Source organism: Pseudomonas cremoris (assembly GCF_014230465.1).
Genome location: NZ_JAAXCY010000002.1, coordinates 340,181 through 362,219 on the forward strand (window position 1 = coordinate 340,181; position 22,039 = coordinate 362,219).

At 58.9% G+C, this 22,039-nt stretch carries 24 protein-coding genes; 20 read left to right on the top strand and 4 right to left on the bottom strand.

Annotated features, from left to right (window positions below; translation table 11 throughout):
• Positions 1–74: 74 nt before the first annotated feature.
• The 5 genes from HF257_RS05060 to HF257_RS05080 all read left to right on the top strand — a co-directional run bounded on the left by HF257_RS05060 (position 75) and on the right by HF257_RS05080 (position 5,795).
• Positions 75–452 carry a gamma-butyrobetaine hydroxylase-like domain-containing protein gene (locus HF257_RS05060; protein ID WP_185704843.1) on the top strand — a complete coding sequence of 126 codons (378 nt, stop codon included), beginning with the start codon at positions 75–77 and terminating at the stop codon, positions 450–452.
• A 249-nt stretch (positions 453–701) separates the two neighbouring features.
• Positions 702–2,381 carry a class II poly(R)-hydroxyalkanoic acid synthase gene (gene phaC / locus HF257_RS05065; protein WP_185704841.1) on the top strand — a complete coding sequence of 560 codons (1,680 nt, stop codon included), beginning with the start codon at positions 702–704 and terminating at the stop codon, positions 2,379–2,381.
• A 148-nt stretch (positions 2,382–2,529) separates the two neighbouring features.
• A complete protein-coding gene (gene phaZ, locus HF257_RS05070; protein WP_185704839.1) occupies positions 2,530–3,375 on the top strand; it encodes a poly(3-hydroxyalkanoate) depolymerase in 846 nt (281 codons plus the stop codon).
• 89 nt (positions 3,376–3,464) lie between these two features.
• Positions 3,465–5,147 carry a class II poly(R)-hydroxyalkanoic acid synthase gene (phaC, locus tag HF257_RS05075; protein ID WP_185704837.1) on the top strand — a complete coding sequence of 561 codons (1,683 nt, stop codon included), beginning with the start codon at positions 3,465–3,467 and terminating at the stop codon, positions 5,145–5,147.
• Between the two features lie 27 nt (positions 5,148–5,174).
• Positions 5,175–5,795 carry a TetR/AcrR family transcriptional regulator gene (locus tag HF257_RS05080; RefSeq protein ID WP_185704835.1) on the top strand — a complete coding sequence of 207 codons (621 nt, stop codon included), beginning with the start codon at positions 5,175–5,177 and terminating at the stop codon, positions 5,793–5,795.
• 37 nt (positions 5,796–5,832) lie between these two features.
• Here HF257_RS05080 and HF257_RS05085 read toward each other — a convergent pair whose 3' ends face one another.
• Positions 5,833–6,528: a response regulator transcription factor gene (locus tag HF257_RS05085; protein ID WP_185704833.1), complete on the bottom strand. Its 696-nt coding sequence runs from the start codon at positions 6,526–6,528 to the stop codon at positions 5,833–5,835.
• A gap of 349 nt (positions 6,529–6,877) precedes the next feature.
• Here HF257_RS05085 and HF257_RS05090 point away from each other — a divergent pair, with 349 nt between their 5' ends.
• The 9 genes from HF257_RS05090 (at position 6,878) to HF257_RS05130 (ending at position 15,857) form a co-directional block, all read left to right on the top strand.
• Positions 6,878–7,459 (top strand): fimbrial protein, encoded by a 582-nt coding sequence (locus tag HF257_RS05090; protein ID WP_185704831.1) that lies wholly within the window; start codon positions 6,878–6,880, stop codon positions 7,457–7,459.
• Between the two features lie 93 nt (positions 7,460–7,552).
• Positions 7,553–8,329, top strand: coding sequence for a fimbrial biogenesis chaperone (locus HF257_RS05095; RefSeq protein WP_185704829.1), 777 nt, complete (start codon positions 7,553–7,555; stop codon positions 8,327–8,329).
• Positions 8,330–8,336: 7 nt separating this feature from the next.
• The gene (locus HF257_RS05100; protein WP_233081263.1) at positions 8,337–9,098 is read left to right on the top strand and encodes a fimbrial biogenesis chaperone; all 762 of its coding nucleotides are present in this window, start codon (positions 8,337–8,339) and stop codon (positions 9,096–9,098) included.
• A gap of 139 nt (positions 9,099–9,237) precedes the next feature.
• Positions 9,238–11,811, top strand: coding sequence for a fimbria/pilus outer membrane usher protein (locus HF257_RS05105; RefSeq protein ID WP_185704827.1), 2,574 nt, complete (start codon positions 9,238–9,240; stop codon positions 11,809–11,811).
• A complete protein-coding gene (locus HF257_RS05110) occupies positions 11,811–12,767 on the top strand; it encodes a fimbrial protein (RefSeq protein WP_185704825.1) in 957 nt (318 codons plus the stop codon). The genes HF257_RS05105 and HF257_RS05110 overlap by 1 nt, the downstream gene beginning before the upstream one ends.
• A 38-nt stretch (positions 12,768–12,805) precedes the next feature.
• Entirely contained in the window at positions 12,806–13,750 is a 945-nt protein-coding gene (locus HF257_RS05115) for a fimbrial protein (protein ID WP_185704823.1), read from the top strand.
• 88 nt (positions 13,751–13,838) lie between these two features.
• The gene (locus HF257_RS05120; protein WP_185704821.1) at positions 13,839–14,768 is read left to right on the top strand and encodes a fimbrial protein; all 930 of its coding nucleotides are present in this window, start codon (positions 13,839–13,841) and stop codon (positions 14,766–14,768) included.
• 18 nt (positions 14,769–14,786) lie between these two features.
• The gene (locus HF257_RS05125; RefSeq protein ID WP_185704819.1) at positions 14,787–15,314 is read left to right on the top strand and encodes a fimbrial protein; all 528 of its coding nucleotides are present in this window, start codon (positions 14,787–14,789) and stop codon (positions 15,312–15,314) included.
• Between the two features lie 12 nt (positions 15,315–15,326).
• On the top strand, positions 15,327–15,857 hold the full coding sequence (locus HF257_RS05130; RefSeq protein WP_185704817.1) for a fimbrial protein: 531 nt from the start codon (positions 15,327–15,329) through the stop codon (positions 15,855–15,857).
• 69 nt (positions 15,858–15,926) lie between these two features.
• Here the strand turns inward: HF257_RS05130 and HF257_RS05135 are convergent, their stop codons facing one another.
• From HF257_RS05135 to HF257_RS05145, 3 genes are all read right to left on the bottom strand, one after another.
• The gene (locus HF257_RS05135; RefSeq protein ID WP_185704815.1) at positions 15,927–16,874 is read right to left on the bottom strand and encodes a phasin family protein; all 948 of its coding nucleotides are present in this window, start codon (positions 16,872–16,874) and stop codon (positions 15,927–15,929) included.
• Between the two features lie 12 nt (positions 16,875–16,886).
• Entirely contained in the window at positions 16,887–17,309 is a 423-nt protein-coding gene (locus HF257_RS05140; RefSeq protein ID WP_185704813.1) for a phasin family protein, read from the bottom strand.
• A 104-nt stretch (positions 17,310–17,413) separates the two neighbouring features.
• A complete protein-coding gene (locus tag HF257_RS05145) occupies positions 17,414–17,689 on the bottom strand; it encodes a polyhydroxyalkanoic acid system family protein (RefSeq protein WP_185704811.1) in 276 nt (91 codons plus the stop codon).
• A 282-nt stretch (positions 17,690–17,971) separates the two neighbouring features.
• On the opposite strand from HF257_RS05145, the gene ubiE reads away from it, so the two are divergent.
• Genes ubiE through HF257_RS05175 form a run of 6 tightly spaced genes read left to right on the top strand, consistent with a single transcriptional unit; the run spans position 17,972 to position 22,039 of the window.
• Entirely contained in the window at positions 17,972–18,742 is a 771-nt protein-coding gene (ubiE, locus tag HF257_RS05150) for a bifunctional demethylmenaquinone methyltransferase/2-methoxy-6-polyprenyl-1,4-benzoquinol methylase UbiE (RefSeq protein ID WP_185704809.1), read from the top strand.
• Positions 18,742–19,365, top strand: coding sequence for a ubiquinone biosynthesis accessory factor UbiJ (locus HF257_RS05155; protein WP_185704807.1), 624 nt, complete (start codon positions 18,742–18,744; stop codon positions 19,363–19,365). The genes ubiE and HF257_RS05155 overlap by 1 nt, the downstream gene beginning before the upstream one ends.
• On the top strand, positions 19,362–20,966 hold the full coding sequence (gene ubiB, locus HF257_RS05160; RefSeq protein WP_185704805.1) for a ubiquinone biosynthesis regulatory protein kinase UbiB: 1,605 nt from the start codon (positions 19,362–19,364) through the stop codon (positions 20,964–20,966). The genes HF257_RS05155 and ubiB overlap by 4 nt, the downstream gene beginning before the upstream one ends.
• A gap of 41 nt (positions 20,967–21,007) precedes the next feature.
• Positions 21,008–21,400, top strand: a complete 393-nt coding sequence (gene hisI / locus HF257_RS05165; protein WP_185704803.1) for a phosphoribosyl-AMP cyclohydrolase — start codon at positions 21,008–21,010, stop codon at positions 21,398–21,400.
• A 2-nt stretch (positions 21,401–21,402) separates the two neighbouring features.
• Complete coding sequence (locus tag HF257_RS05170) at positions 21,403–21,735, top strand: phosphoribosyl-ATP diphosphatase (RefSeq protein ID WP_003209299.1); 333 nt, start codon at positions 21,403–21,405, stop codon at positions 21,733–21,735.
• Positions 21,736–21,760: 25 nt separating this feature from the next.
• Complete coding sequence (locus HF257_RS05175) at positions 21,761–22,039, top strand: twin-arginine translocase TatA/TatE family subunit (protein WP_065875744.1); 279 nt, start codon at positions 21,761–21,763, stop codon at positions 22,037–22,039.

The following is a 22,039-nucleotide window of genomic DNA, read 5'->3' on the forward strand; positions in this document are numbered from 1 at the left end:
ACCGCATTCGCGAGCAAGCCCGCTCCCACAGTTTTAAGCCGGTTCCTTCAGGACTATCTCCGAGCGGTTCTCCAATGTCCAAATTCCCCACCGCTGTAAACCTGCACAAAACCTCCAACACCCTCGGCCTCACCTACGGGCCCGACGAGGTGTACCAACTCCCCGCCGAACTGCTGCGCACCCACTCGCCTTCCGCCGAGGTCCAGGGCCACGGCAAACCCATCCTGCAATTCGGCAAGCTCAATGTCCGGTTGACCAAGATAGAACCGGCCGGTCAGTACGCACTTAAATTGACCTTCGATGATGGTCATGACAGCGGACTGTTCACCTGGGACTACCTCTACCAGTTGGCCGTGCGCCAGGATTCGCTGTGGGCCGATTATCTGGCCGAGCTGAAAGCTGCCGGTAAAACCCGCGACCCGAGTGAGTCGGTCGTGCGCCTGATGCTCTAGCCCAGGCGTCTTGCTCTTTAGAGGGCATTTTCTAATTTCATCTGCTTGAATGCCCTGTCGCGTGGCCAACGATTGGCCCGCTTGCGAAAAAAATTAAACTCGGGTAACCAATGGAACTGGCAAGTTCCCTGCATTTGACGATGCGGTATCAACGGTCACCCGAGTCGCAGTACCAGGCTTGTGTTGTGTATCGAAATTGGGTGCACAGCGGTACCCGGTACTCGTCTTTCGGACAATGGAGCGTCGTAGATGAGTAACAAGAACAACGATGACTTGAAACGCCAGGCCTCGGAAAACACCCTGGGGCTCAACCCGATCATCGCGTTACGGAAAAAGGATTTACTCGCCTCGGCGAAGATGGTGCTGACCCAAGCCATCAAGCAACCGTTGCACAGCGTCAAGCACGTCGCCCACTTTGGCGTCGAATTGAAGAACGTGATGTTCGGCAAATCTGCGCTGGTGCCCGAAAGCGATGACCGTCGTTTCCATGACCCGGCCTGGAGCCAGAACCCGCTCTACAAACGCTACCTGCAAACCTACCTGGCGTGGCGCAAGGAACTGCACGACTGGATCGGCGACAGCAACCTGTCGGAACAGGACATCAGCCGCGGTCACTTCGTGATCAACCTGATGACCGAAGCCATGGCCCCCACCAACAGTGCGGCCAACCCGGCAGCGGTCAAGCGTTTCTTTGAAACCGGCGGCAAAAGCCTGCTCGACGGCCTGTCCCACCTTGCCAAAGATATGGTGCACAACGGCGGCATGCCGAGCCAGGTCAACATGGGCGCCTTTGAAGTGGGCAAGACGCTGGGCACCTCCGAAGGCGCCGTGGTGTTTCGCAATGACGTGCTGGAGCTGATCCAGTACAAGCCGATCACCGAACAGGTGCACGAACGCCCGCTGTTGGTGGTGCCGCCGCAGATCAACAAATTCTATGTCTTCGACCTCAGCCCGGATAAGAGCCTGGCGCGCTTTTGCCTGCGCAACGGCCAGCAGACCTTCATTGTGAGTTGGCGCAACCCAACCAAGGCCCAGCGCGAGTGGGGCCTGTCGACTTACATCGAGGCGCTCAAGGAAGCGGTGGATGTGGTCACCGCGATTACCGGCAGCAAAGACATCAACATGCTCGGCGCCTGCTCCGGCGGTATTACCTGCACCGCGCTGCTCGGCCACTACGCCGCGCTGGGTGAGAAGAAGGTCAATGCGCTGACCCTGCTGGTGAGCGTGCTGGACACCACCCTGGACACCCAGGTGGCGCTGTTCGTCGACGAGCAGACCCTGGAGGCGGCCAAGCGCCACTCCTACCAGGCCGGTGTGCTGGAAGGCCGTGACATGGCCAAGGTGTTCGCGTGGATGCGCCCCAACGACCTGATATGGAATTACTGGGTCAACAACTACCTGCTGGGCAACGAGCCGCCGGTGTTCGACATCCTGTTCTGGAACAACGACACCACCCGCTTGCCAGCGGCGTTCCACGGCGACCTGATCGAACTGTTCAAGAACAACCCATTGGTGCGCGCCAATGCACTGGAAGTGTGCGGCACACCGATTGACCTCAAGCAGGTCACCGCCGACATCTACTCACTGGCCGGCACCAATGACCACATCACACCGTGGCAGTCTTGCTACAAATCGGCGCAGCTGTTTGGTGGCAAAGTGGAGTTCGTGTTGTCCAGCAGCGGGCATATCCAAAGCATCCTCAACCCGCCGGGCAACCCCAAGGCGCGCTACCAGACCAGCGACAGCCTGACGGCGACGCCGCTGGACTGGCAGGAAAATGCGACCAAGCACACGGACTCCTGGTGGCTGCACTGGCAGGCGTGGCAGGCGGAGCGGGCGGGCAAGTTGAAGAAGGCACCGACGACTCTGGGTAACAAAACGTACGCCGCAGCCGAAGCGGCCCCAGGCACCTATGTACACGAACGCTAGATTGAAATGAGATCAAATGTAGGAGCGGGCTTGCTCGCGAATGCGGTGGCTCAGATAAAGCACCTGTGAATGACACGCCGCATTCGCGAGCAAGCCCGCTCCCACATTTAGACCGCATTCCGGCTTTCACACTTCGCAGGGCTTGAGCATGCCGCAACCATTCATCTTCCGTACCATCGACCTGGATGGCCAAACCATCCGCACGGCGGTACGCCCGGGCAAGCCTCACTTGACGCCGCTGCTGATTTTCAACGGCATCGGCGCCAACCTTGAGTTGGTGTTTCCGTTCGTCCAGGCCCTGGACCCGGACCTGGAAGTGATCGCCTTCGATGTACCGGGCGTCGGCGGTTCGTCAACGCCCAACCGGCCGTACCGCTTTCCTGGGCTGGCCAAGCTCACGGCGCGCATGCTCGACTACCTCGACTACGGGCAAGTGAATGCAGTGGGGGTGTCGTGGGGCGGCGCGCTCGCGCAACAATTTGCCTACGACTACCCGGAGCGTTGCAAGAAGCTGATCCTGGCCGCCACGGCAGCGGGTGCGGTGATGGTGCCGGGCAAGCCAAAAGTGTTGTGGCTGATGGCCAGCCCACGCCGCTACATTCAACCGTCCCACGTGGTGCGCATTGCGCCGATGATTTACGGCGGCTCGTTCCGCCGCGATTCCAAACTCGCCGCCGAACACGCCAGCAAAGTGCGCTCGGCGGGCAAGCTGGGTTACTACTGGCAACTGTTCGCCGGGCTGGGCTGGACCAGCATCCATTGGCTGCACAAGATCCGCCAACCGACGCTGGTACTGGCCGGGGACGACGACCCGCTGATCCCGTTGATCAATATGCGCATTTTGGCCTGGCGAATTCCCAATGCACAGTTGCACATCATCGATGACGGCCACCTGTTCCTGATCACCCGGGCCGAGGCCGTGGCGCCGATCATCATGAATTTTCTCGAAGAGGAGCGCATGCGTGCGGTGATTCATCCGCGACCGGCAGTGTAAGGACTACACCGCCGCGCAACTTGCCAGGAACCGACTATGGTTCTGAATTGGCGTGCCTGTTTGATGGCTTGACGAAGGAGTGTTGGCTCATGCGAGAAAGACCCGTGACGAACCCGGCGCCCACCCCCGCTGCGTTCATCAATGCGCAAAACGCGATCACCGGCCTGCGAGGTCGGGATTTGCTATCGACCCTGCGCAGTGTCGCTGCACACGGCCTGCGCAACCCAGTGCACACCGCGCGCCATGCCTGGGCGTTGAGCGGTCAGTTGGGGCGGGTGCTGCTGGGTGAAACCGTGCATGAACCCAACCCCCACGACAGCCGCTTCAGCGACCCCACCTGGAAACTCAACCCCCTATACCGGCGCAGCCTGCAAGCCTATCTGAGCTGGCAGAAACAGACGCGCCACTGGATCGACGACAGCTCATTGAGCGCCGATGACCGGGCACGTGCGCACTTCGCCTTCTCCCTGATCAACGATGCCGTCTCGCCGTCCAACACCCTGCTCAACCCACTGGCCATCAAGGAGTTGCTCAACTCCGGCGGCAACAGCGTGGTACGCGGTGTGACCAATCTGGTCGAAGACCTGCTGCACAACAATGGCCTGCCACGCCAAGTGAGCAAGCACGCCTTTGAAGTCGGCAAGACGGTGGCAACGACCCCAGGCTCAGTGGTGTTTCGCAATGAGCTGCTGGAGCTGATCCAGTACAAGCCCATGAGCGAAAAACAGTACGCCAAGCCGCTGCTGATCGTGCCGCCGCAAATCAACAAGTACTACATCTTTGACCTGAGCCCATCCAACAGCTTTGTGCAGTACGCCCTGAAAAACGGCCTGCAGACCTTTATGGTCAGTTGGCGCAACCCGGATGTGCGCCACCGCGAATGGGGCCTGTCCACCTACGTTGCGGCGCTGGAAGAAGCCCTCAACGTATGCCGCGCGATCACCGGTGCCCGCGAGGTCAACCTGATGGGAGCCTGCGCCGGCGGGCTGACGATTGCTGCGCTGCAAGGCCACCTGCAAGCCAAGCGCCAGCTGCGACGCATCTCCAGCGCCAGCTATTTGGTTAGCCTGCTGGACAGCCAGATCGACAGCCCTGCCACCCTATTCGCCGACGAACAAACCCTGGAAGCCGCCAAGCGCCGCTCCTACCAGCAAGGCGTGCTGGACGGTCGCGACATGGCCAAGGTATTCGCCTGGATGCGCCCCAACGACCTGATCTGGAACTACTGGATCAACAACTACCTGCTGGGCAAGGAACCGCCGGCCTTCGACATCCTGTACTGGAACAACGACAACACCCGCCTGCCTGCGGCCCTGCATGGCGACCTGCTGGATTTCTTCAAGCACAACCCATTGACCCATCCCGGTGGCCTCGAGGTGTGTGGCACGCCCATCGATTTGCAGAAGGTCACGGTAGACAGCTTCAGCGTGGCGGGCATCAACGACCACATCACGCCGTGGGACGCGGTGTACCGCTCCACCCAACTGCTGGGCGGGGACAAACGCTTCGTGCTGTCCAACAGCGGGCATATCCAGAGCATCCTCAACCCGCCGGGCAATCCCAAGGCCAACTACGTCGAAAACCCCAAACTGAGCAGCGACCCTCGCGCCTGGTATTACGACGCCAACCACGTCGAAGGCAGTTGGTGGCCGCAATGGCTGGAATGGATACAGCAACGCTCCGGCGTGCAACGCGAAACCCTCACTGCCCTGGGCAACCAGAACTACCCACCGATGGAAGCAGCGCCAGGCACTTACGTGCGGGTGCGCTGAGCTCAACGATCACATTAAGAAGACTGGATGAAGACCCGCGACCGTATCCTTGAATGTGCCCTGCAGTTGTTCAACCAGAAGGGCGAGCCAAACGTGTCGACCATGGAGGTGGCCAATGAAATGGGGATCAGCCCCGGCAACCTCTACTACCACTTCCATGGCAAGGAACCGCTGGTGCTTGGGCTGTTCGAACGTTTCCAGAACGAACTGGCGCCGCTGCTCGATCCACCGGCAGATGCTCAATTGGAGGCACAGGACTACTGGCTATTCCTGCACCTGATTGTCGAGCGCATGGCCCATTATCGGTTTCTGTTCCAGGACCTGTCCAACCTGGCGGGGCGCTTGCCGAAGCTGGCCAAGGGCATTCGCAACCTGCTGACGGCGCTCAAACGGACCCTCGCGTCGTTACTGGCGCGGTTGAAAGCCGCCGGGCAGTTGGTCAGTGACACCCAAGCCTTGGGGCAACTGGTTGAACAGATCACGATGACCCTGCTGTTCTCCCTGGACTACCAACGAATCCTCGACCGTGAAGGCGAGGTACAGGTGGTGATCTACCAGATCATGATGCTGGTGGCACCGCACCTGTTGCCGCCTGCGCGCCAGGCAACTGAGCGATTGGCCCTGCGTTACTTGGATAGCCCCATTTAACTTACAACAATAAGAAAAAATTCTTACACTTACCGCATCAACCAGCCCCGCCAAATTGCTGAGTAATTTTAAACAGTTCGCTGTCAGACTTTATACCCAACTTCCGATAAGCCGACTGTTTCTGCGTACTTATCGTACTCGCACTTCTCGAGAACTTTGCCGCAATTGAGTTCACTGACATACCGTCCAGAAAGCAACGCAGCACCTCCTGCTCTTTTGGCGTAAGGCTGGCGTTCAAGCGCACAGGAGAAGATATTTCCATCTTCGATTTTATACTGGCCACCTCCAACATCGACTGCGCCCCCTGCAGTGCAGGCAACATGCAGGGTTCCAAGTAAATGCGCCCTTGGGCCACCGTTCGAATCGCTGTGATCAATTCAGTCAGGTTTCGAGTCTTCCCCAAAACACCCCAACTTCCCGCCTTCAATGCCAGTGAAACAGTTGCTGGAGTGTAGTGAGAAGACACAACAATACATTTGCATTTGCTAAAGCGCCTACTCAGCGTCTGGATCAGGCTGAGGCCGTCGATGTCCGTCGGCCCCAGGACAAAATCCATGACCACCACGTCCACAGGACGCTGGGCCAGGGCCTCCAATAATTCCCTACCGGTGCCGAAGGAACCGACCACATCAAGGTCAGCTTCTTTGCTCAGGCCCAACTCGATCCCCTGCCGGACCATTTCATGGTCATCCAGTAATATGACGGTGTGCATCTTAGAAATTGAACTCGCCATCAGGAAACCCGCATAAGTAAATACCGCCAACCCCAAGTAACGTCGAACTATTACTAACACGGTATATCCCAGCCACCCACAGGTATCAATACGGCAAAATAATAAGTCCTATTCTTTCAGGAGAGTCTTACAGTCACGTCTTACATCGGAAAGTCAATTCAAATAATTTCATAAAATAGGCGATTTTCGAATAATCACGAGATAAACATCGTTTCTTCTCTATAGGCAATTACATGCGCATTAGACAAAAATTCCTTCCGCCAAGCCGACGCCTTCAACGCACGTTTAGAGGCACGGGTCTATCACGACCTGCGGCGGGCCTCACCGATAACTCAAGATTGGGAATACTATGAAATTCAACGCGCTCTCCACTGTTGTGGCAGCTCTAGCCTTGGCCGCCGCTGTATCGCAATCGGCACATGCAGCGATTGACGGCAACATCAATTTTTCCGGACAGGTAAACGATACGACTTGCACCGTCGAAGGCGTTGCACCAGGCACGGGGGCTGTGGTCAAGGACGTCAACCTGGCAAGCGTCTCTGCCTCACGCCTGGCAAACCCGGGTGATCGCGCCAACCTGACCGGTTTCACCATCCGCGTGGGTGGGCCTGGCCAAGGCACTTGCACCAACGGCCGCACCGCTTTGGTTCTGTTCGACCCAACCAGCCCGGCCATTGACGTGGCAACCGGCCGCTTGAACATCGATGGCTACGATGACCCGTCCGATACCACCAACGCCAAGAACGTCCAGGTTGAGGTGACCAACCGTGACGGCTCGCCGATTCACGTTTACACCGAAAAATCCCAAGGTGTGGTGATCGCCGATAACCAGGCGGTTATCCCAATGGCCGCGCAGTTCTATGCCACCGCACCTGCCACCGAGGGCTTGGTCAAGACCCGTGTTGGTTTCACGGTCGTGTACGCCGACTAAGGGGCGAGCGGGCTTGCCCCTGCAAGCCTTGCATGCACCGGACCTGCGGTAACTACGCAGGTCCTTCCCCTGTTTCGATGAGACTTTGCGACTATGAAAAAACTGGCCTGCCTCGCGCTTGCCACCTGTGGCCTTGGATTGTCATTGCTGCAAGCGCTTCCCGCCCATGCAGGCGTAATCATTTACGGTACCCGCGTGATCTACCCAGTCGAACAACAGGAGGTTGTGGTACGGCTGGAAAACAAAGGCGACCGCCCGGCGCTGGTACAAACCTGGCTGGATGCGGGCGACATTCGCTCGACGCCGGCAACGGCGCAAACGCCTTTTACCCTTTCGCCACCGATCTTTCGCATCGAGCCTAACCAGCAGCAGGCAATGCGCCTGCGCTATTCCGGCGAGGCGGCGCCCACCGACCGTGAAAGCCTGTACTGGCTGAACGTGCTGGAAGTGCCACCGGTTACCACGGGCTCCGAGCAAAACAACCTGATCGAATTGGCGTTTCGCACCCGCCTGCGGGTGTACGTACGGCCGTCAAACCTGCCCTACCCCGTCGGCAGCGCGCCGTCAAAACTGCAATGGCAACTGGTGAGCCACAACCAGGGCTTTGCGCTGCAAGCGACAAACCCTACGCCTTACCATATTTCCCTGACATCGGTGGACTTGTTGAGCGACGGCAAGCGGTTCAGCAAAGCGCCGAACCAGGAGCCCAACGACAGCCTGTTGCTGCCTGCCGGCGACGTGAAAGTGTTTGCGTTACCCCAACTACGTGATCGACCCAACGGCACGGTCAAAGTCGAATTCACCAGCGTCAGCGACTACGGTGCCCGCGTGCGCCATTCAGCTGGCCTAACCCCTACTGCCTCGCGGTGACCGCTGTATGAATGCCATCTTCCATCTGCCCATCAAGCTCATGACCTTGGCGTTTGCCCTGTTCGGCGCCGTTGCCGTGCACGCAAGCGTTGTGATCAACAACACCCGGATCATCTACCCGCAGAACGACAAAGAGGTCACCGTCAGGCTTGAGAGCAAGAACCAGGCGCCGGTGCTTATCCAGGCGTGGCTGGACAGCGGCAACGAGCATTCGACGCCGGACTTGGCCGGGATCCCCTTTATTGCCACGCCGCCGGTCTTTCGCATGGAGCCCGGAAAGCAACAAGTCGTGCGCTTGGCGTATACAGGCGAGGCCTTGCCCCCCACACAAGAAAGCCTGTTTTGGTTCAACCTGCTGGAGGTCCCTGCGCAATCGCAAGGTGCCGAGCAAAGCAATCAATTACAGCTCGCCTTCCGCTCTCGGATAAAACTGTTTTTCCGCCCCAAGGGCCTGCTTTACGGGGTCGAGAGTGCTCCCGAGAAACTGGAATGGCGCCGTGAGACAACCGAGCAGGGCCAAATCCTGGAGGTCTATAACCCGACGCCCTATCACGTGACATTCGAGCAGGTCGAATTACTGGATTCAAAACAGCGTCACGCCCGCAAGGCCGCCGCAACAAGCGCAGAAAACATGGTGGCGCCAGGGGGGCGCAACCGCTACGAACTGCCCAGCCTCAAGTCGCCACCGGGCAATGCAGCCACCATAGAGTTCCAGACACTCGACGACTTCGGTGTAAAGGTCTCCCACAGCGCCAAGCTTTCAACATGACCGACGAGACCTACCGCACCCCATAGCGTCCTGATCGCCTAACCCACTTCATTACACACGTTCGGTTGATGCCCATTTTTCAGGGTAGGGCTTCCCGTTGCCCGAATTCAGACAGCACCTCTTTTTGGAAATGGTAAACATGAGTTTCAACACGCCCGCCAGCACTGGAATTTGGTCCCTGACACGCCCTCGTTTGACGTTTACCGCGCGCTGCCTGTTGCTGCTCAGTGGGGCTCAGGCGATGAGCGCCCAGGCCGTCGAAAACGTCGAATTCAACCCGGCCTTTTTTCCTGACGGTGCAGGTGGCCAGCAGGTCGATATTTCGAAATTCAGCCAAGGCAACATCGTGCTGCCCGGCAGTTATCGCACCGACGTCTACCTCAACGGCCAGTGGCTCGGCCGCGAAACCTTGTCCTTCGTTGCCGTTGAAGGCAAAGATTCTGCACAAATGTGCCTGGAGCGTGATGCACTGCTGCGGGCAGGCGTTGACCTGGACGCGGTGCAACAACAATCTGCCGAGACCGGCGCGCCACCGCCGCCGCCGTTTGACCGCTGCGCGAACATCGCCACTTACCTGCCAGGCGCCACCAGCCAGTTCGACTCAGGCGAAAACCGCCTGGACCTTCAGATTCCACAGATCTACCTGACACGCAAGGCGCGCGGCTACGTGGACCCCAAACACTGGGACAGTGGGGTCGATGCCGCTTTTGTACGCTACAACGCCAACACCTTCGCAACGAGCACCAACGGTCGCTCGTCCAACTCTCACTACCTGGGCCTGAACACCGGGCTCAACCTGGGCGATTGGCATTGGCGCCACAATGGCAGCTTCAGCCAGACCGACGCTGGCTCGGGCTACCAAAGCAGCAGCACCTATGTGCAGCGCGAGTTGAGCCCACTGCGCTCGCAAGTGGTGATAGGCGAGATCTACACCCCTGGCGAACTGTTCGACAGCGTGCGCCTTCGCGGTGCCAGCCTGTTCACCGATGATCGAATGCTGCCCGACTCCCAGACGGGATTCGCCCCGGTCGTACGAGGCATTGCCGAGACCAATGCCCGGGTCACCGTACGCCAGCGTGGCGTGTTGCTCGATGAAGTGTCGGTCGCGCCAGGCCCGTTTGTGCTCAACGACCTGTTTCCCACCGGCTATGGCGGCGACCTGACCGTCACGGTGACCGAAGCCGACGGCCGTCAACGCGAATTCATCGTACCGTTTGCCGCCAACGCCAACCTGCTGCGTGCAGGCCACAACCGATACTCCTTAAGCTTCGGCCTGCTGGACGAAATTGGCCTGCAAAACCCGCCCAAGCTGATGCAAGCCACTTACCAACACGGCCTGAACAATTTGCTGACCGGCTACACCGGGGCGGTGGTGGGCGAAGACTATCGCTCGCAATTGGTGGGTACGGCCTTCAACACCCCGTTTGGCGCACTGTCTTTTGACCTGACCAACTCCAACGCCTACCTGCCGGGATACGGTTCCCGCGAGGGACAAAGCGTGCAGTTGCGCTACAGCAAGAACTTCACCGATACCGGGACCCACTTTGCCCTTGGTGCCTATCGCTATTCCACCGAAGGCTTCCTGACCGTCGGCGATGCGGCGCGGGTTCGGGACCTGGCCATCGAGGGCCGCAGCCTGGACAACCTGTCGCGCATCCGCGACAGGATGGACATCAGCCTCAACCAGAGTCTGGGCAACGGCTCGGTGTACCTCACCGGCTCCTCGCAAAACTACTGGAACCGCTCCAGCGGCAACGTGACCTTCACGGCAGGCTACACCAGCAGTTGGAAAGGCATGAACTACACCCTCAGCGCCCAGCGCACCACGGACCTGCTCAGCGACAGGGTCGACAAGCAAGTGGAACTGAGCGTGAGCCTGCCGCTGGGCAGCGACGCACGTGCGCCGACCTTGACCACCACGGCCTACCGCGGCAACCAAAGCAGTGGCGAGCGGGTGAACCTCGGCGGCACCCTGGGCGAGCGCAGCGAGTTTAGCTACGGGCTGGGTGGCACCCGCACCCAAGGTAGTAGCAACACGATGTCCGCCGATATGAAGTACCAGGCCAGTCATGGCGTGTTGTCCGCCGGTTACGGGCAAAGCAACGCCTACCGCGCAACGTCCTTGGGTATTACCGGCGGCATCGTCGCCCATGCAGGCGGCGTCACCTTTGCCCCGGAACTGGGCGACACCATCGGCATCGTCCAGGCCCCGGATGCCCAAGGTGCGCGGATCAATGGCAACCATGGTTCCCAAATCGGTAAGAGCGGCTATGCCGTGGTGCCACACCTCACGCCGTATCGCCAGAACGTCGTGGAACTGGACCCCAAGGACCTCTCCGTGGACGTGGAACTCAAGACCGCCGCGCAAAACATCGCGCCTCGCGCGGGGTCGGTGGTGAAGCTGCAGTTTGAGACCACCAGTGGCCAGGCGATCTTGATCACGGCGTTGCGTGAGGATGGAAGCCTGTTGCCGTTCGGTTCGGATGTGTTTGATGAAGACGGAGCCAGCGTCGGAATTGTCGGGCAAGGCGGTAAAGCGTTCGTGCGCGTATCACGGCAGCAGGGGCAACTGACCGTCAAGTGGGGCCAGAACGCCAATGCCACCTGCCGACTCCACTACGCCTCTGCCGAACGACCTGATGCCGATGGCGCCCGCCGTTTGAGCCATCTGGATGCCGGTGTTTGCCAGGCAGACGCCCCAAAGGAACAATGATGAAGCATTCTATTAAGTTCATTTCAACAGTGCTGATGCTTGCGTTGCCACTTGCAGCTCATGCGGCGTGCGACACCTACATGAACTCAGATCATGGCGTCACCCTTCCAAGCACCATCACCGTGCCTGACAGCCTTCCAGTGGGGGGATTAATTACTCGTCAACCATTCACTGGCGTCGTCCCAGACCGCTTCATCACCTGCCGGACCGCTACCATCATTTCGCTCTTCGGTCGCTATCCACGAGGGACAGACCCGCTAACCCAAGCCTATCCCACTGAGGCTCCAGGCGTTGGCATGCGTATCTCAATCAGGGATTCGCGCCCGGCGACAAACTTTTTTTCGATAGTCAGCGGCCAACAAGTACTACCGTCCGGAACACACCCCATCTTCACAAACGCAGAAGTGTACTTCTACAAGATCGGGCCGATAACGGGCGGCACTGTGCCGAGCGGAAGCATCTTCGATTACAAAATGCACAACGGTGGAGGCGTGTTCCCAGGCCGTTTTATCCTGCGGCTCAACAACTCGGTGCGTTTTGTCAGGCTCGCGGCCACTTGCGACCTGGCCGCCGGTGATGTCAGCCGCACCATCACCTTCGCCCCAATAAAAACCACCGACCTGAAAGACGTCAATGTTGCCGGCATGCAGAACTTCAACCTAACCGCACACTGTACCAACGCCAGCAACGTCACCTTTCGTTTCAGCGGTGCCCCTGCCGCAGGAAACAATCTGCTCTTCGCAAACACTGGCACGGCCAATGGGGTAGCCCTGTGGATGGCTTCAAACCTGAGCGGCGTCCAGCAGACCATTTCACCCAATGCCAATAACGTGCGCACGGTGCCCGTTGCCGGCAATGTCGCGATCTTGCCGATGGTCGCCGCCTACCACAAAAACGGCACGGTCGGCGCGGGCACGCTCGTAAGTAACGCCACCGTCAACATCACTTACAACTGATGGCGCCAGCCTCACATGCCTCATCGCGGAGTTGAAAAATGAAGTTGTCGGTTAAATGTCTTTTGATACTGATGTGCCTCGGCCTGCCGGTTGCCGCCCAGGCTGCCTGCAATAGATACCCCAACTCGCAAAACAGTGTTTCTTTTCCAAGCACCATTACGGTGCCGGAAAGCCTGGGAGTGGGCCAACTCATCACCAGCCAGACATTCGCGGGGCCCTATCCGACGTTTTACATGTACTGCCATTCACCCACCCCAACATTCCTCACCGGCCGGTTTTCAACCGCGGTGTCGGCGCCAGGTGGGCTCATCTATCACACCAACGTCCCAGGCATTGGCATGCGCGTGATGGTGACGCTGACTTCCGGCGCGCCCTACTCCGCCAAGCTCCGAACTGAAAGCCTCGTATCAGCCCCAGGAAACATCCTCTGGGGCGCGACCCGGTTGGTCGCGCAGTTTTACAAACTAGGGCCCGTCACCACCGGAACACTGCCGAGCGGTGAGATTCAACATAACAACTGGGACGGTGGCAAAGGTCACTACCGCATGATCCTTAACACCTCCATACGCTTCGTCAACCCAGCTACCACCTGCGACCTCGCGACGGGCGATGTCAACCGCACCATCACGCTCCCCACAGTGCGCGTCTCAGACTTCAACGACGGCGTAAACACAGGCGCCCGCGACTTCGAACTGACGGCCAATTGCAAAAGCGCCTCCAGCGTCACCTTTCGATTTACGGGAACCCCGGCCTCAGGTAACCCCACACTTTTCGCCAATACCGGATCGGCTACCGGGGTTGCGGTGTGGCTTTACTCACGTATCAGCGGCGCGCCGCAAACCATCAGCCACAACGGCACCCGCACGGTCGCTGTTTCCAGTAATCGCGCAGTGTTGCCACTTGGCGCCGCTTATCACCGAAACGGCACGGTTGGCCAAGGCACGCTGGCCAGTACGGCCACCGTGAACATCACCTACAACTGAGAACGCAAAGCACAGGATTGAAAATTTAGCTGCCGAAGCCCTCCTCCAATGAGAAGGAGGGGTCTATAGCCCTTGGAGAAAAACAAAAATGGAACCGGCTATAAAATTCATTTCAATAACGCTGATTTTTGGGTTGCCGCTTACCTCCCACGCGACGTGCGGCAGGTATCAAAACGACACGTTTACACTCAATCTGCCGGCGACTATCGCTGTGCCAGACAGCCTTCCTATCGGCAGTGTCATAACCCGCCAGGCATTCAACGGCACGGCTCCCAACTGGAGCACGACCTGCATCCTGGCTACCCGATGGGTCAATGGGCGCTACCCTAATAATCACAATCAGGGTGTCCACCCTACCGAGGTACCAGGCATCGGCGTGGCCGTTCGAATGACATTTGGCAACGGAGGCAATGCACTATTTACGCTTCATAACATAGCTGCGCTCACCTTTTCCGGACCGTCATCGAGCTTCACTTCGGCAGAAGCAACTTTCTACAAGATTGGCCCAGTCACCACAGGAACAGTGCCCAGCGGATACTTCTTCGAGCAGAAGTGGACTAAGACTTCGAGCACGTTTCGCCTGCAACTTGGCAGCCCGGTGCGCTTCATCAGGCCTGCCGCCACCTGCGACCTGGCGACTGGTGACGTCAACCGCACGATCACGCTCCCCACCATACAAGCCAGGGCCTTGAATGATGCCGTCTCTGCGGGCGCACTCAACTTTGAACTGACGGCCACTTGCACCAACGCCAGCAACGTCACCTTTCGCTTCACCGGCACCCCCGCCATTGGAAACAACGCGCTGTTCGCCAATACCGGCGGTGCCGGTGGCGTGGCGTTATGGCTGTATTCACGCATCAGTGGCCCTCCCCAAACCATCAGCCACAACGGCACGCGCACGGTCGCTGTTTCCGGCAATCGTGCGGTGTTGCCGCTTGGCGCCGCTTACTACCGAAACGGTGTGGTTGGCCAAGGCACGCTGGCCAGCACGGCCACTGTGAACATCACCTACAACTGAAACCAGAAGGAAACCCTGATGAAACTGCGACACCTCCCTTTAATACTGGCCATCACGGCAGGCATGGCCGGCACGGCTGCCCAAGCGGCGACCACAGGCAATTTGCAATTTGCCGGCACGGTCAACGCGGGCACGTGCAACCTGGCGGCTGGCGATGAGAATCGCACCATTACATTGCCAACGATCAAGGTCCCAGATCTCGATACGAGCCCGTTCGCGGGGAGTTTTGATTTCGAGATATCTGCCGACTGTGAGTCGGACCTGCGAAATGTGATTTTCCTGTTCACCGGTACTGCGTCTTCCGGCAACGGCCTGCTGTTTTCCAACACAGGAACCTCCGGTGGCACAGCCCTTTGGTTGACGTCTCGGTTACCAAACCTTCTAACCATCCCTGCCAACGGCACACCCGCCCAGCGAAGCCGAACAGTAGCTACAAGCGGCAACAAGGCAATACTTGCGCTCAGAGCGGCCTACCACAAAACCGATGTTGCGGTAAGCCAAGGCACCCTGGCCAGTGCCGTGACGGTCTCTATTACTTACAACTAGAAGGAGCGCCTGATGAAATTTCGACATCTTCCCTTCCTGTTCGCAATCACAGCAGGCCTGGCCAGCACGGCCGCCCAAGCGGCGACCACTGGCACATTGCGCTTTGTTGGCCAGGTCAACGCGGGCACGTGCAACTTGGCGGCTGGCGACGTGAACCGCACCATTACATTGCCGACAATCAAGATTTCAGACTTAGCGTCGACAGTTTACGCCGGAGCTCACGACTTCAATATCACTGCCGACTGCGAATCAGACATTCGCAACGTGATTTTCCTGTTCACCGGTACAGCCTCTAACGGAAATGGCGCGCTGTTTTCAAATACAGGAACCTCTCAAGGTATAGGCTTGTGGCTTGCAGACCGGACTGGGACCGGCCACTCCACCATCCCCGCGAACGGCAGCGTCCCCCAGCGCAGTCGGACAATTGCGACGAGCAGCAGCAAAGCAATCCTGCCGCTGACAGCGGCGTACTACAAAACGGGTTCAGCCATCACCCAAGGTACCCTGGCCAGTGCGGTTACCGTTTCCATTACCTACAACTGACGGGATGATTGCGAGCACAAAAAAATGCCCAGCCTCTACAGGCCGGGCATTTTTTGTGCCCTGAAACAGTCAGGACTGACTGGACGGCATCGGCGTTACCGGCGTTGCAGTCGCAGTGGCGGCAGGGGTAGGCGCGGACACCGAGTTGGCTGTCGAAACGCTGGGTGCCGAAGTGGCTGGCTTGGCAGCAACAGCGGGCTTGGCCGCCGCAGGCTTTTTGGCCACCGCTGGTTTTTTCGCCACGGCAGGTTTTGCCGCAGGCTTAACCGCTGCCGGCTTGGCGGCCGGTTTCGCGGCGGCTGGCTTGGCAGCAGCAGGTTTGGCCGCTGCGGTTTTAGCCGCAGGCTTGGCTGCTGCTTTGGCCGCAGGTTTCGCCGCGGGCTTGGCAGCCGCCTTAGCGGCCACAGGTTTAGCAGCAGGCTTGGCGGCCGGTTTGGAAGCGGCGGCTTTTGCCACAGGCTTGGCAGCGGCTTTTGCTGGGGCCTTGGCCGCCGGTTTTGCAGCCGGCTTGGCGGCAGCTTTTACCAATGGCTTGACTGCAGTTTTAGCGGCGGGTTTTGCAGCAGCGGTTTTAGCGGCAGGCTTGGCAGCCGGTTTGGCCGCTGCGGCTTTTACCGGCGCCACTTTGGCGCCGGTGAGTTTTTCGATTTGCTTGGTCAGGGTGTCGACCTTGCTGTGCAGCGTCTTCAGTTCGGCTTTGCTAGGCACGCCCAGTCGCGAAATGGCACTGTTGAGGCGCTTGTCGAACGTTTCTTCCAACTTGCCCCAGGCGTCAGAAACGCTCGACTTGGCGGAGCCGGCAGTTGCCTTGGCCGCTTCAACTTTTTTACCGACGGTGCTTTTGGTCAATTTCTCGGCCTTCTCGCCGTCCTTGACCAAAGTCTCGAAGTATTTGCCGCCGTCACTGCTAACCTTCGAGTACACGCCTAAACCAGCCAGCCAGATCTTACGGGAATATTTTTCAACTTCCCCGACCCACGAGCTGCCTTCTTTCTGAGTAGTCTTTTTAACAGCCATCCCGATGTCTCCTTAGTGTTTACGCGCGACACGTTCGAGCAATGCCGTCAGCTCTTCGAGCTTAGCAGAGAGTGTCTCCACGTCATGTTTAGACGCAATGCCGATTCGATTCAAGGCACTTGCAACACGAGTATCAAAAGCTTTTTCAACTTTATCCAGCTGAACTTCTACCAGACCTTTGACGGAGGAGACATTACTCTTTACTTGGTCAATCTGACTGTTGGCGGCCTCAAGTTGTTCAACTGCAACTTTTTTGCCTTTACTTTCAATATGTTGACCAGTTCTAACCAGCTCTTTGAAGTACTCGCTGCCCTCGCTTCCGACCTTGGCGTAGGCACCAAGACCCGCCAGCCAAATCTTGCGGGCGTAGGATTTAACGTCGCTCAAAGCACTGGTTTGGGCGTCGATTTTTTTCTTCAAGATAACTTTGGCCATGGTGCACCTCACGCAAAAAAGGGGGGAGGAACGGCCCACAGGAGTTGAGGGCGTGGGCACAAAGTAGGAGGAAAAATTAGAATCGGCACCCTAGAACACCACGATCAAGCCAACGCTTTGTCCAAGGCTTTCTCGATTTCGGACTTGATGGTGCCACTCATGGCTGACATCAACAGCCCCAGTTCCACATCAATGCGCAGTGAATCATCGGCCACTAGTACCGTGCCTTTAACTCCCGAACGCTTGAGGTTCAAGGTATCGCCGGACCACGACGGCTCCAGGCCATATTGCTCCTGAAGTTTTTGCGCCAACTTGTCGGCCTTCGCCCGCGCGCCGTCTTTACCCAGGGAATGTGCACGCTCAACGGTAATACGGGCCATTGCAATGACTCCTCTTTATAGCTGTATGGATACCTTCTATGCGGCAAAAGGTCTCGGTGGCCGTCATTCTATACCTTGTAGTGAGCGGGCTTGCCCCGCGCTGGACTGCGAAGCCGCCCCAAAACCAGGCAACGCGGTTCTTCCTGGAAGAATGCGCCTGCCGAATTAGGACCGCTTCGCAGCCCAGCGCGGGGCAAGCCCGCTCACTACAAATGAGCCTTGCCAAGACAAAGCAAGCCTTGGGGATTATCATGTCCCGCATTCTCTTTTGGTGACAGCGATATGACTGATCAGCGCAAAGGCAGCAATGCCGAACCCACCACTCACTTCGGCTTCAAGAACGTCCCGGAAAGCCAAAAGGCGGAAAAAGTCGCTGAGGTGTTCCACTCCGTTGCCGCCAAGTACGACTTGATGAATGACGTGCTTTCCGGCGGCATGCACCGCCTGTGGAAGCGTTTCACCATCGAGTTGTCGGGCGTACGTACCGGCAACCGCGTGCTGGACATCGCCGGCGGCACGGGCGACCTGGCGGCCAAATTCTCCAAGCTCGTTGGCCCGACCGGCCAAGTGGTGCTGGCGGACATCAACGGTTCGATGCTCAAGGTCGGCCGCGACCGCCTGCTGGATAAAGGCGTGGCCGGCAATATCGAATTCGTCCAGGCCGACGCTGAAAAGCTGCCGTTCCCCGACAACCATTTCGACTGCGTGACCATCGCCTTCGGCCTGCGCAACGTCACCCACAAGGAAGACGCGATCCGCTCGATGCTGCGCGTACTCAAGCCGGGTGGCCGCCTGTTGGTGCTGGAATTTTCCAAGCCGACCAACGCCATCATGTCCAAGGTCTACGACACCTACTCCTTCGCCTTCATGCCATTGATGGGCAAGTTGATCACCAATGACGCCGAGAGCTACCGCTACCTGGCCGAATCGATCCGCATGCACCCCGACCAGGAAACCCTGAAGTCGATGATGGTGGAAGCCGGTTTCGACCGCGTGACCTACCACAACATGACGTCCGGCATCGTCGCCCTGCACCGTGGTATCAAGCCCTGATGCTGCTCGCCGGCCTTCTCGCCAGCGTCGAACATGGCCTCAACCGTGTACTTCGCCTGGACAGCACCGCCCTGGCGCGGCTTGGGCACCTGAACGGCAAGATCATTGCCGTGGATTGCACGAGCCCTACCTTGCAGCTGTTTATCCTGCCCAGCGATGAAGGCCTGCTGCTCGCCAGCGAGTGGGCAGCCGAGGCCGACTGTACCCTGCGTGCGCCGGCATCGAGCCTGCTGCACCTGGCCCTGAGCCGCAACAAGACTGCGATCCTGCACAGCGCCGAAGTGGAGCTGGAAGGCGACAGTTCAGTGCTGATGGACCTGGCCGCGGTGCTGCAAGACCTGGAACTGGATTGGGAATACGAGCTGTCACGCTGGATCGGCCCGGTGCCCACCCAGTTGATCAGCGGGCACCTACGCAGCCGTAAACGCTGGTACCAGCAAGGGTTCGCCAGCCTCAACCAGAACCTTGCCGAATACCTGAGCGAAGAATCGCGCACCCTGGTCGGGCAACGAGAGGCGCAAGCGCGCTTTCGTGAACTCGACAAGGCCAAAATCGACCTGGAACGCCTTGAGGCACGCTTCGAGCGCCTGAGCCGTTCCCTTGATCCAAGCGATAACGCATGAAGCTGCTCGCCGTCCGACGTTTGTTTCGTATCCAGCGCGTCGTAATCCGCTATCAACTCGATGACCTGCTGTTCGCCCTCCCGTTGCCGTGGTTCCTGCTGGCGGTACGTTACGTGCTGCCGTGGCGCTGGTTCCCGCGCAAGAAGCTGGAGCTGAGCCGTGGCGCACGACTACGTCTGGCGTTGCAGGACCTGGGACCGATCTTCATCAAGTTCGGGCAGATCCTCTCGACCCGTCGCGACCTGCTGCCTGAGGACATCGCAGACGAGTTGATGCTGTTGCAGGACCGCGTGCCGCCGTTTGACTCGCAGCAGTCGATGAAGCTCATCGAAGAGCAGTTGGGCCAAAAGATCAGCGACGTGTTCAGCCGTTTCGACGTTGACCCGCTAGCCTCGGCCTCGGTCGCACAGGTACACGCGGCACAGCTTAAGACCGGCGAAGAAGTGGTGGTGAAGGTGATTCGCCCCGGCCTCAAGCCGATCATCGGCCAAGACCTGGCATGGCTGTTCATCCTCGCCCGCGCTGCCGAGCGTTTCAGCGCCGATGCGCGTCTGCTGCACCCGGTGGACGTGGTCGCCGACTACGAAAAAACCATCTACGACGAACTCGACCTGCTGCGTGAAGCAGCCAACGCCAGCCAGCTCAAGCGCAATTTCGAAGGCTCGCCGTTGTTGTACGTGCCGCAAGTGTATTGGGACTGGTGCCGCCCCAAAGTGCTGGTGATGGAGCGCATCTACGGCGTGCAGGTCACCGACCTCGCCACCCTGGCCGACCAGCGTACCGACATGAAGATGCTCGCCGAGCGTGGTGTAGAGATCTTCTTCACCCAGGTGTTCCGCGACAGCTTCTTCCACGCCGACATGCACCCTGGCAACATCTTCGTCAGCACCGTCAACCCGTGGAGCCCGCAGTACATCGCGATCGACTGCGGCATCGTCGGCAGCCTGACCCCGGAAGACCAGGACTATCTGGCCCGCAACCTGTTTGCGTTCTTCAAGCGCGATTACCGTCGCGTGGCGCAGTTGCACATCGATTCGGGCTGGGTGCCGGCGGAAACCAAGCTCAACGAATTCGAAGCGGCGATTCGTACCGTGTGCGAACCGATTTTCGAAAAACCACTGAAAGACATTTCCTTTGGCCAGGTACTGATGCGCCTGTTCCAAACGGCGCGTCGCTTCAATATGGAAGTGCAGCCGCAGCTGGTCCTGCTGCAAAAAACCTTGCTGAACATTGAAGGCCTGGGCCGTCAGCTGTACCCGGACCTGGACCTGTGGAACACCGCACAACCATTCCTCGAGCGCTGGATGCGCGAGCGCATGAGTCCGAAGACCGTGCTGGGCAACCTGCACAGCCAGATGGAACAGCTGCCGCACCTGGCCAATATGACCCGTGACCTGCTGGAACGCATGTCCCAGCCCCACGCCAAGGACCCCGCGCCACCATGGCAAAAGCGTAAGGACGACTGGTTCTTGCGCCTGCTGGGCGCCGCGCACCTGGTCGGTGGCGTGGTACTCGCCATCGGCGGGCCGCTGAATGAGTTGGGCCACTGGCCGGCCGGCATCATGGTCGCCGTGGGTGTTTATCTGATCGTGCGTCGATAGCCAATCCGGTTATACACTGTCGCAAATTGCCGGAGCCGAACATGAAAGACTGGCTGGACGAAATCAAGTGGGACAGTGACGGCCTGGTGCCGGCCATTGCCCAGGACTACAAGACCGGGCGCGTGCTGATGATGGCCTGGATGAATCGCGAGGCCCTGAGCCTTACTGCCACTGAGCAGCGCGCCATCTACTGGTCACGCTCGCGTGGCAAACTATGGCGCAAGGGCGAAGAGTCCGGGCACGTGCAGACCCTGCACGAGATGCGCATCGACTGCGACGCCGACGTGGTCATCCTGATGGTTGAGCAGATCGGCAACATCGCCTGCCACACCGGCCGTCACAGCTGCTTCTATCGCGTATTCGAGAATGGCGAGTGGAAGACCGTCGAGCCGGTGCTCAAAGACCCGCACGCCATCTATTCGGCAGGACACTGAACATGAGCGATACCCTGAACCGTGTGGCCCAGGTGCTGGAAGACCGCAAAGGCGCGGACGCCGACAGCTCCTATGTCGCCAGCCTGTACCACAAGGGCCTGAACAAGATCCTGGAAAAACTCGGCGAAGAATCCGTCGAGACGATCATCGCCGCCAAGGACGCGCAGATCAGCGGCGACTGCAGCGACGTGATCTACGAAACCGCCGATTTGTGGTTCCACAGCCTGGTCATGCTCGCCCAACTGGGGCAGCATCCGCAGGCAGTGCTGGATGAACTGGACCGTCGCTTCGGCTTGTCCGGGCATGCCGAAAAGGCCTCGCGCCCGTCCGCCTGACTAACTTTCACAGAGGAATTGCAGCATGGGCATTTTTGACTGGAAACACTGGATCGTCATTCTGGTGGTGGTGGTACTGGTATTCGGCACCAAGAAACTCAAGAACCTGGGCACTGACGTAGGCGAGTCGATCAAGGGCTTTCGCAAGGCCATGAACGACGACGAAAAGCCGGCTGACCCTGTCGCAAACCCGGTTCCGCCAGCGCAGCCTGTACACCCGCAGGCCACCCAGCCGATCACCGAGCGTCGCACCTTCGACGTGCAGGCTGAGAAAGTCGAAGAGCCGACCCGCAAAGACTCGTGA